12 protein-coding genes are annotated in these 16,301 nt (G+C 32.2%); 5 read left to right on the top strand and 7 right to left on the bottom strand.

The features are described 5' to 3' along the window. Positions 1-3 precede the first annotated feature (3 nt). The 6 genes from J0N78_RS17515 to J0N78_RS17490 all read right to left on the bottom strand — a co-directional run bounded on the left by J0N78_RS17515 (position 4) and on the right by J0N78_RS17490 (position 5,980). Complete coding sequence (locus tag J0N78_RS17515; protein ID WP_209124370.1) at positions 4-645, bottom strand: hypothetical protein; 642 nt, start codon at positions 643-645, stop codon at positions 4-6. Then, complete coding sequence (locus tag J0N78_RS17510; protein ID WP_209124369.1) at positions 642-1,271, bottom strand: hypothetical protein; 630 nt, start codon at positions 1,269-1,271, stop codon at positions 642-644. The genes J0N78_RS17515 and J0N78_RS17510 overlap by 4 nt, the downstream gene beginning before the upstream one ends. 33 nt (positions 1,272-1,304) lie before the next feature. Further along, positions 1,305-1,730, bottom strand: coding sequence for a hypothetical protein (locus J0N78_RS17505; RefSeq protein ID WP_209124368.1), 426 nt, complete (start codon positions 1,728-1,730; stop codon positions 1,305-1,307). Between the two features lie 152 nt (positions 1,731-1,882). Beyond that, positions 1,883-2,734: a tyrosine-type recombinase/integrase gene (locus tag J0N78_RS17500; protein ID WP_209124367.1), complete on the bottom strand. Its 852-nt coding sequence runs from the start codon at positions 2,732-2,734 to the stop codon at positions 1,883-1,885. Positions 2,735-2,946: 212 nt separating this feature from the next. Next, the gene (locus J0N78_RS17495; protein WP_209124366.1) at positions 2,947-3,774 is read right to left on the bottom strand and encodes a hypothetical protein; all 828 of its coding nucleotides are present in this window, start codon (positions 3,772-3,774) and stop codon (positions 2,947-2,949) included. 1,294 nt (positions 3,775-5,068) lie between these two features. Then, positions 5,069-5,980 carry a hypothetical protein gene (locus J0N78_RS17490; RefSeq protein ID WP_374193925.1) on the bottom strand — a complete coding sequence of 304 codons (912 nt, stop codon included), beginning with the start codon at positions 5,978-5,980 and terminating at the stop codon, positions 5,069-5,071. Between the two features lie 1,083 nt (positions 5,981-7,063). On the opposite strand from J0N78_RS17490, the gene J0N78_RS17485 reads away from it, so the two are divergent. The 3 genes from J0N78_RS17485 to J0N78_RS17475 all read left to right on the top strand — a co-directional run bounded on the left by J0N78_RS17485 (position 7,064) and on the right by J0N78_RS17475 (position 9,192). Continuing rightward, the gene (locus J0N78_RS17485; protein WP_209124364.1) at positions 7,064-8,269 is read left to right on the top strand and encodes a ParM/StbA family protein; all 1,206 of its coding nucleotides are present in this window, start codon (positions 7,064-7,066) and stop codon (positions 8,267-8,269) included. A 58-nt stretch (positions 8,270-8,327) separates the two neighbouring features. Continuing rightward, positions 8,328-8,846 (top strand): hypothetical protein, encoded by a 519-nt coding sequence (locus tag J0N78_RS17480; protein ID WP_209124363.1) that lies wholly within the window; start codon positions 8,328-8,330, stop codon positions 8,844-8,846. Positions 8,847-8,982: 136 nt separating this feature from the next. Further along, positions 8,983-9,192 carry a hypothetical protein gene (locus tag J0N78_RS17475; protein ID WP_209124362.1) on the top strand — a complete coding sequence of 70 codons (210 nt, stop codon included), beginning with the start codon at positions 8,983-8,985 and terminating at the stop codon, positions 9,190-9,192. A gap of 299 nt (positions 9,193-9,491) precedes the next feature. Here the strand turns inward: J0N78_RS17475 and J0N78_RS17470 are convergent, their stop codons facing one another. Next, complete coding sequence (locus tag J0N78_RS17470) at positions 9,492-11,087, bottom strand: hypothetical protein (protein ID WP_209124361.1); 1,596 nt, start codon at positions 11,085-11,087, stop codon at positions 9,492-9,494. A gap of 931 nt (positions 11,088-12,018) precedes the next feature. Between J0N78_RS17470 and J0N78_RS17465 the strand changes: the two genes are divergently transcribed. Continuing rightward, positions 12,019-13,287, top strand: coding sequence for a replication-relaxation family protein (locus J0N78_RS17465; protein ID WP_209124360.1), 1,269 nt, complete (start codon positions 12,019-12,021; stop codon positions 13,285-13,287). Further along, entirely contained in the window at positions 13,274-16,057 is a 2,784-nt protein-coding gene (locus J0N78_RS17460) for a type IV secretory system conjugative DNA transfer family protein (protein WP_209124359.1), read from the top strand. Before J0N78_RS17465 ends, J0N78_RS17460 begins: the two co-directional genes overlap by 14 nt. Positions 16,058-16,301 lie beyond the last annotated feature (244 nt).

Below are 16,301 nucleotides of genomic sequence, written 5' to 3'. Positions count from 1 at the left end.
TTTTTAATTGGTTTTAACTTCATCAAATGGAGGTGCAGGACTATCCTCTTGGTATTTCCAAACACCATCCTCCATGATAATAGTGGTAATGTAATAGTCGCTATTACCGTGTGAAATAACCTTTCGGTAGAAGAATCCTTCTGATTTACCACTGTTGAGTTTTACTTCTGTTACTTCATAATCTGACCCAGATAACTGTCTATCCTTTATAAGTCCTTGAATGTTTGTTAGAAATACCACGCCTTCTTCTTCATTTTCTAAAACCTCTAATTCTTTTTTCATATTCGAGGAACCATATTTTATAAGAAATTGATAGTAATCTTTTGGCGACAACTCCAAGTTATAAAATTTAAAGAGCTGCTTTGCTACAAAACTGGCAAATTCATTTTCATCGGTATATTCTTCTTTTATTTCGAAATCATTTGTAATTAATGATCTTTTATCCTTTTCTGTTTCCTTTAGTGTTTCTTCAACGGGTTTAGCAAGTTCCTCATAGACTTCTTTTTTCTTTTTTTCTTGGCTTTCCTGTTCTTCAATTTGGTTTTCTTTTTTTTGCTTAAGGTTATTAGCTTCCTTTACAATTTCGTCGTTACTACACGCTGATAACAATAAGCTGAACATACAAAAGAAAATGTATTTCCTCATAATAAATGTTCTCCTTCTTCTTCATCAATGCTTAATGACATATCAGTTAATTTCTTTAGCTCTTTTTGAGTTAAGAAAGTCGCAACAGATGTGCAGTCATTTATAGAAAATTTCATGGTATTTAGAAATAAGTTTTCTACATCGTGAATTTTTAAAGAATTCCTACCAGGAACAACTGGTGTATTTAAGTGCTTTTCTATACAGTAAGATAAATTACGAAGGTATGATTTAACCACGGTTGTCGAAATAACTACACTATCTAAATTTCTTGAACCAAATAAATTAATCCATATTATAATCGCTTGATAAGTTAAAAGTTTATGATTGAGCTGATTACTAAATATTTTTTCTTCTCCTTTAAACCATTGTTTAGAATACTTTTGTATAAGTTTGTTAGGGAAAATATAAAGTTCGCCTGTGTTTGGCTGTATTTTAACAAATCTATTTAAGGAGTTATGTAAAATATAATTTTGCAAATACTCTACTTTTGAAGGTTCAAAGGTAACATATATTCCAATATCTTTATTATCAGAAACATAAATTTCCCCCTCCCCCATTAATGAAGCTATCATTAAATGAGTTAAAGCTTTTGGTGTTGTGTGTATCGCTTTTACCGTTAGTTCCACGCCATCCCTCCTTTCGTGAGTAAATCATTGTATTTAAATGCAATCCTGGCATTTTGCATCTATGTTTATTTGGGTAGAAAACTCATTGCAATTAGTACATATCGTTCGATTTTTATTAGGTAGTAGTCCCAATTGTTGTATTTCTTCTCTAGTGAGGTTTTCAAACCGTTTATCGAGGATGTGTTCACAACTCAATCCACGCTTTGTGTAAATAATGACATCAACGTTACGTTTATCCCAGGGAATGACACCTATAATAAAATCTCTTTTTTCACAACTTCTTGGAAAAGAGTCAATATGCTCGAAAGAATTACAAAATTTTATATCTAGATTTACAGGGTATTTGCTCCATTCTTCTCTAATAAAAGCTACTTGATCAGAAAACATTATCCTATTAAATCCATTTTGAATTTTAGAGCCTCCTTTATAATTTAATAAATTTTTCATTAGAGCTACCATTCTTCACCCTCCAACACAAAAAAACCCAATGCAAAACATGATAGTACCTACTATCAAAAATGCACTGGGTTTTCCCATTAATTAATATTTATATTTTGGTCGTTAATTAAAACTTTTAATTAGTAAAATTTTAGCATTCATAAGCATATATTTCAAGAAACTTTTCCTTCTATTCGGTCCATACTCGAATCAACTAATAATGCAGCACTATTTTCTTCAATTCCAAATTCAGTCGCAATATCCTCGATAGTATATTGTTTTTCTCGGTAAAGATAATGTGCATAAGCATGACGAATATCATTTAATACAAGTTTGGGGAGGTCATAGTCCTCACTTATTGTTCGTAAATGAGTATAAATAGTCATCCCCTCTACTGGTACGGTATCCTCATTGTGCTTATTTGTAACAAATACATAATTGCTTAAGTTAAACATGGATTCATTATAATAGTACTCCATGAAGTATTCAGCTTCCTCACCATTTAAAGCAATTTTTCTTTTTTTGGTTTTAATAACAACCTCTACTTCTATTGGCTGTACTGAAACATTGTCCTTTAATATTTGAAATTCACTTGCTCTAAGCCCGTATAAAGCTAAGATGTAGATCACTTTACGAAAAGGTGAATACTCCCTATTATTTAAGACTTTTGGTAAGGTATCTAATAATGTTTGGTAAGTCAATTCTTGATTATATTTTTCCTCTTCCTTAATTCGTTTAATTTTAGATGAAGGATCGAACGGAATTTTATTTATCGTCCAAAGGAAATCAAAAAAGTTCTTTAAAATTGTTATATATTTATTGATTGTAACAGTTTTCGAACCTTTAGATTTTTTATCCTCTAAGTAATCCTTAATATCTTTAGTTGTAATTTCATATAACTCTATTTTTCTCTTGTGTTTAAAGTCGAGGAAGGCAAAGAAGTAATTTACTTCTTTTACATAGCTGTCAATGGTTTCAGGACTCTTATTTTTCTCTAAAAGAAAATCTGAATATCCATAGGGCATTATTCTATCTCCTTCCCATATAGTTAATTGTTTGTTTATATATTATCACAAGACTATTAAAAATTTTGACTATTAATATTATAAAGTTATAAAAATTAAGGATTAAGGAAAACCTATAGGAAGTGATAATTAAACCTATATTTAAATAATTGGTCATAAGTAAATAAGCTTTTAACGATTTTTGAAACCGGAAAAGCGCAAACATCATAAATTTAATTCTCTAACCAGTTATAAAAGACAATATCATTTTTGGGTAGTCTTCTCTGAACAGAAGGATTTTTACGGCTTTCTACTCCCTTTATTATGCCACTGTTCTTTACAATTTGGGCAAAGGTCTTTTCTACAAATTTATTAAGATGTTCTATTTTACCACCTTGTTCTTGATAATCTTTAATCTTTAAGTGGATATATCTAACAATATTATCTGTGGATATTTTAGTAGATTTCTTTATTAATTCGGTGTTATAAGTATATTTATTTATTTCTGGTGTTATGGTAAAAATATTGGTAACAATTTGTTTAGCATCTTGAAGCCAGTCCAGATAAGCGTTTCGCGTACTTTCTACTTTGTTTTCTTCTTTGTTTTTAGCCTCTTTATGACGCTCCATTCTTTGAACGAGCAGCTCCCTAGTAAATTCAAAACCTAAGATTTTTCGTATTTCTTTATAATTCTTATGGATAGTAGCAATTATTACTGGAGTTTTATAACCGTTGCTCTTTGGATTGTGACGGTAGCAAAATACAAATAAATCACTTTCTTTTATAAAGCGTATTGCTTTATCTACAGTAGACAAAGAACATCCACACACTTCTGCTAATTTTTCTCTTCCAGTAAAACAAAAGCCTCTATCTGATAATCGGTACATAATTTCATCGATTACTTTTTCCACTTTAATTAATCGATCCCATCTAACATTTACAGATTCTTTTATACGGTCAATAAGATTTACTTTTATAGTTCTTCTTTTATAAACCGTTTCTGCTACTCTTTCAATCTGTTTTAACTCTTCAAATTCTTTCGAGTGAATAATAAAAGCCATAATAAAATTCTTCCCCCTAGTATTTGGTGTACTAGCAAGGGAACAAAAAACCCCTTGCCTGTATTACCACCGCCTAAAAAAAGGCAACACTAAGCTAGAGGTTTATATTCACATTTTTTTTGATATATGATAAAATATCATTATAGCTTGTGAATTAAACCTGCTTGTATCAAAGTTACATAGATGAAAGTTTGGTCGCGGACATCTATTAACTTTAGTGGGTTCATATAGTTTTTTTCTTTCTCCGATGTTTTTACATCGGATTTTTTTTGTCTTTTTTTTAATTTTTTCTTGATCACACATCAAAATGAAACTACAATTACCTCTTGCTGACTTGGTTTTAATCCCTCTTTTTTTAGGTAATAAATTACCCTAAAGTTTTCTCTAAAAATACAAAAGGTTAGCAAGACGAATTCTAGCAATCCGCCTCTATTAGAGCAATAAAAAAACGATTAATATTAGAAATTTTCTTTCAGCTGGAGAAAGCAGATCTCTCTGAGCAAAGAAAAAACCCAACATTAACCGTTTCACCTTAAAAAAGGCATAAAAGCAGTATTAACATATTGAATATAAATACGTTTTTTGCTAATATATTTATAGGTTAAAAAACTTAAGTCGGGTCTTAACTGTTGCAGCAGTTAAGATCTTTTTATTTCTCTTAAAGTTCTTAAAAAAGGGTATAAAAAAACAGCGGTCTATATTTAACCCTTCAGATAGCTTCAAAGTTACATAAAACTATCTGAAAGAATAAATATTACCCAAAGAACCTACTAAAATGATAGCACACGTTCTATTAGATGTGAATATGATATTTTTTCTCTTCAAAAAATAATATCGAACAAACATAATCTATTTACTTCTGAATTTCCCCTATGCTAAGATATATTTAACTTAATAATTTTAAATACAGTGGTAACACCACAAAGAACCAGAAAAGACTCTTTACTTAATGTAAGGAGTTTTTTCTTTTATGTTTCCTGGTATAAATAAAAACCCTCTACTCTGCATCGAGTAAAGGGTTTAGGTATTCTATTATATTTTATAGGCCATAAGCTCTTAAGATCATAACAGCAATTGCGTTCAAAAGTCCAAATATCGCTAGACCGACAAAAAATTTATCTACTTTTCTTCTTAATTTATCATTTAATAGTGCTAGCATATGTAGACCCCACCCTTTCGTTTAACAACCATATATAGTAGTAAAGACAGTATATCATACTTTCAGAATATTTAAAATATTTTATTATGAGGTTGGTTATATAAAAAAGCATATACGTTTTCTGGTATATGCTACTTACTCGTTTAGTAGATTTGCTTTCGAATCACTTGGTTCATTTAAACGTAGACTTTCTTTTTGCCCTTCTAATTTCTTTTCATCTTCTTTTATTTCACTTTTAATTACCTTTAGTTCAAGCTTCAATTCTTCTATTTCCTTTTTCAACTCCATTTTTTTAGTTTTATATTCTTCAGCTTTGGGATCTTCTGTTTCAGTAAGTTGTTTTGTTGCTTCATTTATTTCATTATCAATATCTACATTTTGTTTTCGGAACAAATTATTTAATAATCCACTTTTTTGAGGAATAGTTCTTTTTAATGATAAGGTCAATAACTGATGATTTCTCTTTTCGAGTCTTAAATTTGATATTTGGGTTTCAATAAGGTTTAACTCTATTTGTTTAGTAGTTATTTCTGATAAAGTTTCATCGTAGTCTCTTCTTTTTGCATGAATTTTATTTTCAAATTCAAGTAACTCTATTTTCTTATTTGTATATTCTAGATATTTTTTAAGCATGAGTTGTTGTTCAGTGCTTGGACTAGATTTAAGAGAATTACTTTTTTGTCCAGTATCATAATCTAGCATTTCGGACCTATATCCCAAAATCACTTCAATATCTGCTATTGATTTACCTTGTTCTAAATATAAAAGGATCATATGTAAACGAAAGACGCTTTCATAATTTAGTCGATAATATCTTCCACTTCTCACTGGTTTGATATATTTTACTAGATTTTCATTTCGAAGATAGTTTCGTAAAGTAGAATCGTTTTTATCTAAAAAACTAGCTACCTCTGTTGTAGAATATGTGGTTTCAGGATGCAGCTTATTTATAAATTCAGGGTATAATTTTTCCGCCAATACATCATATAACTCTATATGCTTTTTAAGATCATCGTTTATAAATTGATTATCTATCAGCTCTTTCATCTTCACTTAAAAACACCTCCATTATCTTCCGCTATTTCCAGCTATATATTCTATTATTCTCTATATTACTTACAAACCCTTTTATAATCAAGGATTTAACTAACGCTTAATCTCCCCTAGCGAAAACTAACGCTTCCGTTAGCACACCAAATTCAATTTAACTAAATCGTTAATTAGCGAATAACTCAATTATTTTTCGCTTTAGCTCGTTTCGAATCCGTTACAACGTTAATTAACGCTAAATAACTATCGCGCTAATTCCCGTTAACGGGTGTAGCGGAAAACTTTAAAACCCCATAAAAGCTTTATAACAGCGATTTCCCATTCTAACTGTCTAGTTAGCGGAAACTAGCGACTGTTTTTATGGTTAATGCTGCTCTGCTATTTGTATTTCAGTTTCATTATTGATTTATTTTTTGAAAATTGCTAAAACATTGTATAACAAAATGAACATTTGGCTATAATGCTAGTGTTGAGTTTCATAACCTGGATTTAATAGCGCTATTAAGAGTATCCTGTGAAGGATCACTGAAAGATTAGAAACAAAACATACGAATAATCGGGCTACATAACAACTTAGAAATTTTCGCCTGACAACTACTTGAAGGGTCCATATACTGTAAGAACGTACCCAATCGTGAGGTGTGTGGGTAGTAGGTTCGCCTGGTCAATCTTTTTTCGCGTGAGGATTGTACTGGGCTATTCGTATTTAAAAAAAGGAAATGTATTTGTTTAATAAAACGTCAAAAAAAATTAGATCGCTAACTAACGAAGTAAGAAGTTTTATACTACATTAAGTTCCGGTTAACGCTAATTAACGGAAATCCTCGTTACTAAACGGGGATTTTTTGTTTTTTTATATATGTTTGTATTAATTTTAGTATTAACAATTGTATATACAATTGTTAATATATATTTGAGAATTTTAAATCGTTAATATAATTGTATATACAAAAGTATTAATATCTTTTTATATAATTATATTAAAGTTGGAGGAAAATCATGGACAATAAGGAAAAACATATTTATAATGAGAAATAGTTAATACAAAAGTATATACAATTATATGAAGGGGTGTATTTCATGAAATTGAACTTTAAAGTAGCAAATGACAATGGGAATAGTGAACAGGCTTTGATTGTAGATGGCAACCTGTATCGTCAACCAAATACATATGCAATGCCTGAAAAAACTTCTTTTGAAGATAACAGTGAACCGGAATTGCTTGTTCCAAACTTATTAAACGAATTAGCGGTGGATATTCAATCAGATAGTATTGCTTTTGGGGGATTATTTTTTATAGGTAGGAAAGCAATTAAAAGCAAGTACACTGCACATACAATGAGTGTTGATAGTGAAAAGAAATATGAGAGTGATCTACCGATTATAAATACGTTAGGAAATCTTTCTGGTATTGCAGTAAAACGAGCATTCGAAAAGAGTGGCAAACTACCGAAAGAAATTTCTTTGCAAGTGGATATGGCAACAGCTCTTCCAGTTAACCAATGGTCTCGTAAAACGGCAGGGGAGTTCGCTGAAAGATTTATGAACGGTTTACACACCGCGATTGTATATGTAGGACATAAAAAGGTACGAGTATCAATCGCTTTTACATTTGTTAAGGTAATCCCAGAAGGAACACCAGTGTTATTTACACTTATTGAAGATCAAGATGGAAATTATAGAAATGATGATATCTTTGACGAGTTCAACAAAGAGTATGACAAAAAAGTTGATGGAGAGTATTTTCAAAATAAGAGAATCAAGCATGTTGACATTGGCGATGGAACAAGTGATACACCACTAACAATAGGTTACGAGTATGATAGAGACTTTGTTAATGGTATTCCTACAGGTATTGGTCACTCTATAAATAAAGCAATTGATTTATTTAATAGTCAGGTTTCCGACATAAATCCATCTCGCCAGCAACTCATTGATTATGTAAAAGATAAAGAACATAAATATCATAATGATGCTGTTCGGTTGATTAAACAATCCATGAGATCAGAAGTAAAAGCTATTTACGACCATATTGTAGACGAAGTAAAGAAAGCTTCTTATGAAGTGAATGTTATATGTGTGTATGGTGGTGGTTCTATTTTGATGAAAGAGCAACTTTATCCACTTTTAAAGAAACTTTGTGATAAGCCTGAATTACAAGCTGAATTGCTTTGGATTCCTGAAAAATATGCACCTTTGATGAATGTAGAAGGTTTAAACATATTCCTAAATACGGTATTCCCTCAACTTAAAGAAAAGGAATTGGCAGCAAACAACAAAGCTTAAGGTATAACTTTTCTGTTATACCTTTCTTTTTCAAGTTTCATAAGGAGGGGGGAGCATAGTGTCAAAAACGAAGAAAAAGTTAAAACAACGTGGTGATTCCGTTATATTACGGACAAAAAAGAACGAACCAAATTTTATTATTGATTGGTTAAATAGCCAATCAAATATTAGTGAGTCTTTAAGGCATTTAATCGAAAAAGATGTTGCTGAATATGGTATTCGTGACGTAAACGATGAGATCCTAAACAAACATGCATATGGCCATACTTATATAGCAAATACGGAAGCTGAAAACCAACCGAGTATAAATCAAATAAAGAAAGAACCTAATACTGTTCCTCAACAAGAGGATAAAGTAACTGATATTAAAAATCCCTCTGTTACTACTGAAGTTCTAATAGAACCAGACTCCTCTACAAAAGAAGAAAAGAACGAAAAGGAACCAACAGCTCATAAGGAAGTAAATAAGGAGAAAGAGAGCAAAGGAAACGAAACAGAAGTTAGAGAGAAGGGAAAGTCCTCGCAAGATGAAGGGCGTAAAGTGAAAAAAAGAAACATTGACATTAATAAATGGTAATTGTTCAAACCCCATTCCTAATAAGCAGGAAAGGGGTTTTTTGATTAGATTTTATATCCTTAGGTTTAGTTTAATATATCCTTTTGCTTAGTTTAAAAACAATTAAAAAGTCTAACCTATTTAGGTGGAGGTGGGATTGCTAATGAATAAAGTACAAGAAATCATAGAAATAAAGAGAAAATTAAAAGACTTACGAAATGACTATTGGTTTACTGATGTATTTTTAACACTTAATTGGTGGTTTCTTTTGTTTTTAACTATTGTTCCCTGGCTAATTTGGTGGAAATTAGTTGATAAAAATCGGTTTGTATCAATCTCCATATACGGTTGTTTGATCTCCATTTAATCTGTTTTGCTGGATGATATAGGAGCGTATTACCTATTATGGATATACCAATATCAGTTAGTACCCGTAACGCCACGTTTAAATCCGGTAGACCTGACTATTTGGTTAGGAATATATAAGGATCTAAACTGGAATTATATTTACTCCTTTATTATTTATATACTACTAGGTGCTTTAAACAAATGGCTTGTAGATAGGGCTAGAAGAGTACGTTAAAAGTGATAAGAGGTTTCTAGAGTAAGAGGATAGGAAAAGGCAAAAGGACTCTACAGAGCCCCTTACAATCGTTTATTATCTCATTAATCTATATATGTGAGATTTAACTTCATCTTTAAATCCTTTTTTACCTCTTGTTGATAAAAATTAATGAAGTTTTTAATTGGGTACTGTACGATTTTTTCATTTTGGTTAAAGGTGATTCCTTCGGCCTTAAGATTATTTAACAACTTACTTATTGATATTGTTAATTCATCTTCTTGAGTATGGACTTTTATCCATTTTAGAACACAACGTCTCCAATGTTCGCGCTCCCCATTTAAATAGCTTTCGCCAGTAATAGGGAAGGTTAATAATTTATCTTTTAATTTTTCACGTTTTTCACGTTTTATTTTCTGTTCAACAGATTCATAAGTAACAGAAGGTTGCTTAGTTTGTATCATATTGTTTCTCCTTGTGAACCTTCTACCTGTTTTTTTGTACCATTCCCATTCTTCTGGAGACATATCAACCGGGCGATCAGATGCCTCCCTTGCCAACTTCTCCATCTCAGTTGTTAGTTCTTCCTCATTTATTTCTTTGTCATTGTAATATTTCTCACCAATTACTTTTCTTTCAAACTCTTTCTTTTCCCTTGATTTCTTTAATTCCTCTTCAATTTTCAGTTTTTCTTCTCTTGCCTTCTTTTCTGCTTCCGCTATTTCCAAGCGACGTAGCAAAGACACTTTAAACTCCTGACGCACATCATCTTCATTTAAACCGTGAAGGAGAAGGTTATCATGGTTTGGATTAAGTGATAAGGCACGATCCAGCGGCACATCAATTTCAGCTAGTTTATAAAAAGTAAGATTTCTTTCTGATTGTCCCGCTTCTAAAAACCGAATAATTTTACATATTCGATTATCAATATCAACATATGAAATGCTCTTTGTATCAATATTTAAATCATAAATGCCGATTTCTTCTTTTAGAAAACTTAGGGTTTCATTGGTTAATTCGTTATTTAAAAAAGCATCCCAACGATAATCCTCGTTTTCTTTCATGGTTACGTTCTTTTCAGCAGAGAGTAATGTTCCTTTAGCTGTACCACGGTCAATCGCTAACCAGGTATTGTCTATGAAAGAAAACACTTTAAATCCCTCAGATTTATATGTTTCCATCCTTTGTCTAAGATGACGGGCATAGCTTCCGTTTGTTAATCCTTGTCCAATGGATGTAAAGTAATCAATCGCCCAAGCTTGATCAGAGTAAGGGAACTTCAAGATAAAATCGGGGATAAAAGATAATTTCTTTTTATAAAAATATCCTCGTTCGATTTCAATTCCAAAAGGTTTCATCTGTCCTTCCGCTATCTCCTTAAATACTGTTAGACCAATATCTTTTCTTCTTTTGTCTTCATGTTTAACAATATGGCTGTCATAGGTTTTGTTGTTTTCTGAATAAGTGCACTCTTCACCATCAATATGCTTGAAAAAAAATGGTCTTCCTTCATCTTTCGTTAAATTCATATTCACTGGTTTATTACAACAAAGACAGGTGAAGGCGCTTTTTCTTGAGAAAGTTCTATAATCTTTTTCGAATGTTGCCCTTATCTCATCCCTACTCAAATTTTGAGCCTCTAATTCTTTTCTCTTAAGTTCAATGTCAAAGACAGTACCAAGAAAGAATGCTGCTTCCATAATAATCACACCCTTTACGATAAAAAATTACATTCTCCATCAATTCATTGCGTTAGTTAAAGCTCACTTCCATTGTAACGGAATTAACGTATCATTAGCGTTTATTAACTCTATCGAACGGGAGTTATCTATAATTACATTTTAGCACTCCAAACCTTATATACATAGGTATATATATTATTAAATACAAAGAGTTATACGTTTGTATATATAAATATCAATACAATCAAAAATTATAGAGATAAGATAATGATAAGATAATGATAAGATAACTATGTTTCGATAATAGTTGGTTAGACTAACAGAATTATAATGTTCTCTTCTTTTTTTAAAAGTTTGGTATTTTCATATTTTATCTCAGGGTCATTAGTCCTCTCGGTCAAATGGTTTATGGTTTAGAGGGGGAGGGGGGGAGGTTACTCTGTTTTCCTGCCTTATAGATACCTAAGATTTTCATTATACGAGAGTAACAATAAGTAAGTTAAGCAATGATGATTTTAGTATAGTAAAGTGGAGGGGTAGGACTCCACTACAGGGTGGAGGGTAATAACCACAAACCCCTCCACCCACTACCCTCCACTATCGAGGTGGAGGGGTAAAGCCTTATATAAGAGTGCTTAGAACCTTACTCAGAACCAAGACTACTATGTCTGTGAGGACACACCAGAGCTTCATATTTAGGTGAATCCACTTCTCCTGAAATTGAGTGATTACTACCCTAAAATACTTGCTATTTATGAGGATTCACTACCCTAAATTAATCAAGTTTCCCTTTGACTTTTTGACGTTTTCTGATATATTTGTTTTATCTAATTTAGATTAAAATTACATAATTGCTAATGGGACAACCCCAGGTACAAAAGTGGATAATAGATCCACCTATTTGTATTTGTGGTTGTCTTTTTTATTGCAATTTTTAGGGGAGGGTTATATGGATAGAAAATCTTATAGTTTTGATAACAAAGACAACTATGTTGAATTAGAGGAAGCTGAAGTAAAAGCCTTGCTCTTATTGGCAAAACAAAAATATTTAACAAGGGAGTTGATGTACTTATATATATCTTCAATAACCAGTTTAAAAGATTGCTCTTATAAATCTAAGATTTTTAAGAAGTATATAAAGTTTGACTTGTTAGACCCAGATAGAAAGGAAGGGAAGTTTGGGAAAAAGAATTACTACCGTATAGGGAATAATGGTATTGAGGTTCTTAAACGGGAAGGGCTTCTTGACGAGAATTTTAAAGCGAACAACAACCAAATATCATATATTGATCATCATTTTGGAATACAAGAAGCAACAATTCGCGCTTTAGATGGTTCTTTTAGAGAAAATCTAGACACTAAGTTATTAGGTTATCGTGAATTGATGGATGAAAATATAATTCTTGATGGAGGAATCATTCCGGATTCGACCTTAAAGCTAGGTAATCATTACGTTCATATCGAAATTGATAAAGGCACTGAAAACTTGAATACTATTCTACATAAGGTAGAGAGATATATTGAGATCTGTCGCAACAATGCTGAACTTCATCATTCAGTTGTAATTTCACTGATTGATGACAGTATTGAAACTATTGAAGGTCAACATAAGGTGAAAGAAGGTAGAATAAGAAACATTAAAGAACGGTTATATTCTACAAACGACTTACACCTTCCTAATTTAAGTGTTTATGTAATGACACTTTCTAGAACACATGATTTAATTATGGAACTGTTAAAGGGACAGCGACCTTATACAAATAGCATAGTTATGAATAACATTGAAACTGTTGCTGAGATCCTTTCTTATGCTAATGATTACTTTGGTTATATATTTGAAAGTGTCGATTCCGCAGATGTATTAACAAAAGACACACCCTCTTTTTTATTTCCTGACAAGTGTTATAGGGTTAATAATAGTGCTGGAACTGACGAGCATTATATTATGTTTGTCTTCTTAGAAGAAGGAAATGTTCAAATTCTTGACCGTTTAAATTATCTAAATAGCATTATAGGAAAAACAAAAGTTCCAGTAAGGAAAATTATTGGTCTTTACCGTAATAACGGCGAGTTATCCAATGACCTAGTAGGTGGGCCATTTAAATATGTGTTATTTGGTGATGGTCAAACATTATCGGAAACAACCGAAGAAAGACCAACCTTCCTAAGAACTACCTCACCTTTAAGAATGGGGGAAACAACTTATGAAGGTATCTAAATTTAAGCGTCACTTACCTATTACCTTAGTTACGACCATGTTGTTATTTTCGGTATGGATAGCAGCAAGAGGAATTGTTAATGTTATTCTTCTTTTCTCGAATTATCAGTTGAGAACCAGTACCTCCATACCATTAATGGGAAATATGGTTAATCCTTCTTTATTAGAAGTAGGTATAGCAACCGTACTTCTTGTTATGACTTGGTTATTGGCAACGAAGATAAAAGTGTACCAACATTTATTTTGGAGAACCTTATTCTTTTTTGTAATGTTTTTCGGAATAGGTTTTCAATACTTATGGAATATAACTGCTCCGATTTATAACAAATTAGTTCCTTATCTCGAAACAAAGGCAGCATTGGCTGAATTTGATAACAAGGTACTACAAGATGTTCTAGTAGGGGATACCAATAATCTCATGTTGCTTATTATGTCATTACCCGCTATCGTTGTATTCTTTATCTTTCTTTGGGCGGGAAAGTTATTCACCAAGCACCAAGAGGACATTATGGAGTGGTTTAAGGAATGGGAATTTTCTTCTTCCCGATTGCAATTCTTTTTCAAGAGTCAAGAAACCGAGCAATGGCCTGATGTTAGTTTAGGTCCCGAGAAAAAGTCAAAAGAAATGGTTATTCAGAGAGGGCGTGACCGTACCCTAAACAATGTCATAATAGGGCCAATTGGTACGGGTAAAACGAGTAGTTTAATCCTCCCGATAATTAACCAAGATTTACACCATATGACACGAATGATAAATGAATTTTCAAATGTTTATTACCAAGAAGATTATCATTCGGAAGATGTTAAGGGGATGTATCTGAATGGTTTATCCATCATAGAGCCTTCTAATGATTTATGTCAAAAAGCCTTTCAGCTTGTTAAAGCTCATGGTATTCCAGAGGAAGCGGTATTCTATATTGATCCAACTAATCCTGAAACGAAATCGATTAATCCATTAAAAGGACCTGTTGAGAAAGTTGCGGAAGCTGTCACGATGGTTATTGAGGGTGTTGGAGAAAATACAGAATTCTTCTTTGAGCAATCGCAAAGGAACCATCTCAAGTATTATATCTATCTATTAAAACTACACGATGAAAACTTTGAACCTACCTTTAGTGATTTAATACGAATGTACAACAATGCCCAGGTAGTACGTCAAATGCACTTAAAACTGAAAGAAACAATACCTAAGAATTGGCGTGAAATTACGGATAGAGATAAACGTAACCATTGGGAAATTGTTGTTGGTGTAGATGAATGGTTTAACATGAACTTACTACCTTTAACGAAGAGGAATGGCCCGAATGAATATGTTGAAAAGGTTAAATCAGGTGAGTTTTACGGACAAGATATGTATTATGACGCTAAGGCTGAATATGTTGTTGGTTTAAGAAACATACTGGATGATATATCCTCCAATAAGCTAATGAGAAGAGTATTGTTTGATCAGTCGGATTTTGATTTTGACAAACACCTTGAATTTGGTGGAGTACTCTTACTTAATACGGCAAAGGGAGAAATGGGTAATTTATCGAATGTATTAGGGAAATTTGTGTTATTGTCATTACAGAATGCTGTATTTAGAAGAAAGCCAAATGATTCATCATTTCACCACATTATCGCGGATGAATTTCCTGATTACGTTTATCAACCGTTTAAGGAATTTCCGGCTCAATCTCGTAAATATAAAACCATCATTACCGTAGCATCTCAAACTTTATCTCAGTTAGCAGATAAATACGGAGACCATTATATGCAAACTCTTTTAGGTACTCTTCGTCATAAGATGGTATTCGGAGATTTAACTCCGTTTGATGCTGACCTATTCTCAAAACAAATGGGTGAGGAAGAACGATTTGAAGAAAGTGAAACGGAGCAGACTGTATCACCTCTTCAGAATAATCCTGGAACACGAATGGGTAATTCATACACTAAGACTAGAGAAGCAAGAATGTCACCAGATGACCTTATCTTTCAAAAGGCATTTGAATGTTCGGTTAAACTTGTTGAAAATAATGAACCTAAAAAGGTTCGTCAGCTTACATCTAACTTTGTAAATAAACCTGAATTTAAAGAGGCGATTGTTAAAGTAAATGAAACGAGTGCATCTTTTTGGTTAGAAAGAAGAAGAGAATTCTTAAACAATGATACAGAATTACTTACTGAAACGGTTTCTGAGGAACCTATCTCAAATAGTAACCAAGATGAACCAACTCAAGAACAGGACACTGAATATGAAAGAGTTAAACAAATTCCGGTTGATGATCACCCAGTAGACCTGACATCTTTAGAAGAACAACCAAAGAAAAGCCGTTTAAGAACAAGAGTGGTTGTTCAACCTACCGATGAAGAGAATACTGAACCAATTAATCATGAACCAACCAATACCCAACCGACTAATACTGAGCCATTATCCCCTCAAGAGCCAAAAGATAAGGAACCTGAAATTAATGAACAAAAGGATACGAAAGAGGAAGATGAAGATGAGTTACCACCAAAATCGGCACATGAGGAAGTGGCTGCAACAACAGAAGAAGAGGTAGAAGATAATAGTGATTCGGATTCTTGGGATATAGGTATTCAGTTTAATGAACAATCGGAAGAAAAGGATGTTTCAGATAATACGACTGACAACAAGGAAAATAATTCACCCGAAAATAAGGAAGATGAGATTACAAAACCAAAACCCGAAACGAGTTATCCAAAAGATATTCAAGAGAATTTGCTTAATGAGTTAATTGAAGATATTGATGATGAGAAAGATAAATAGACGACCTTTTACAATTTGTAACAATATTTTTGGAAATTAGTTGATTATTTCATTGAAGTAGGTTAAATTAGTCATAAGTAATAAATTCAAGCAACAATTATTATTAAACTTAATATAAAGCAATGGGAGTCCCCCAGTAGTAAGTGTAGCCTAGCTATGCCTATATACTGTGGGACTTTTTTTATTTCCTTTAAGGCAGGTGTTGCCCATCGCAACAAGCTTGATTTTTACTTACTAATCTAAA

This window comes from Alkalihalobacillus sp. BA299 (genome assembly GCF_017745675.1).
GTDB lineage: Bacteria > Bacillota > Bacilli > Bacillales > Bacillaceae_F > Alkalihalobacterium.
The sequence above is the reverse complement of the archived record's forward strand: the minus strand, read 5'-3'. Positions and strand labels throughout refer to the sequence as shown.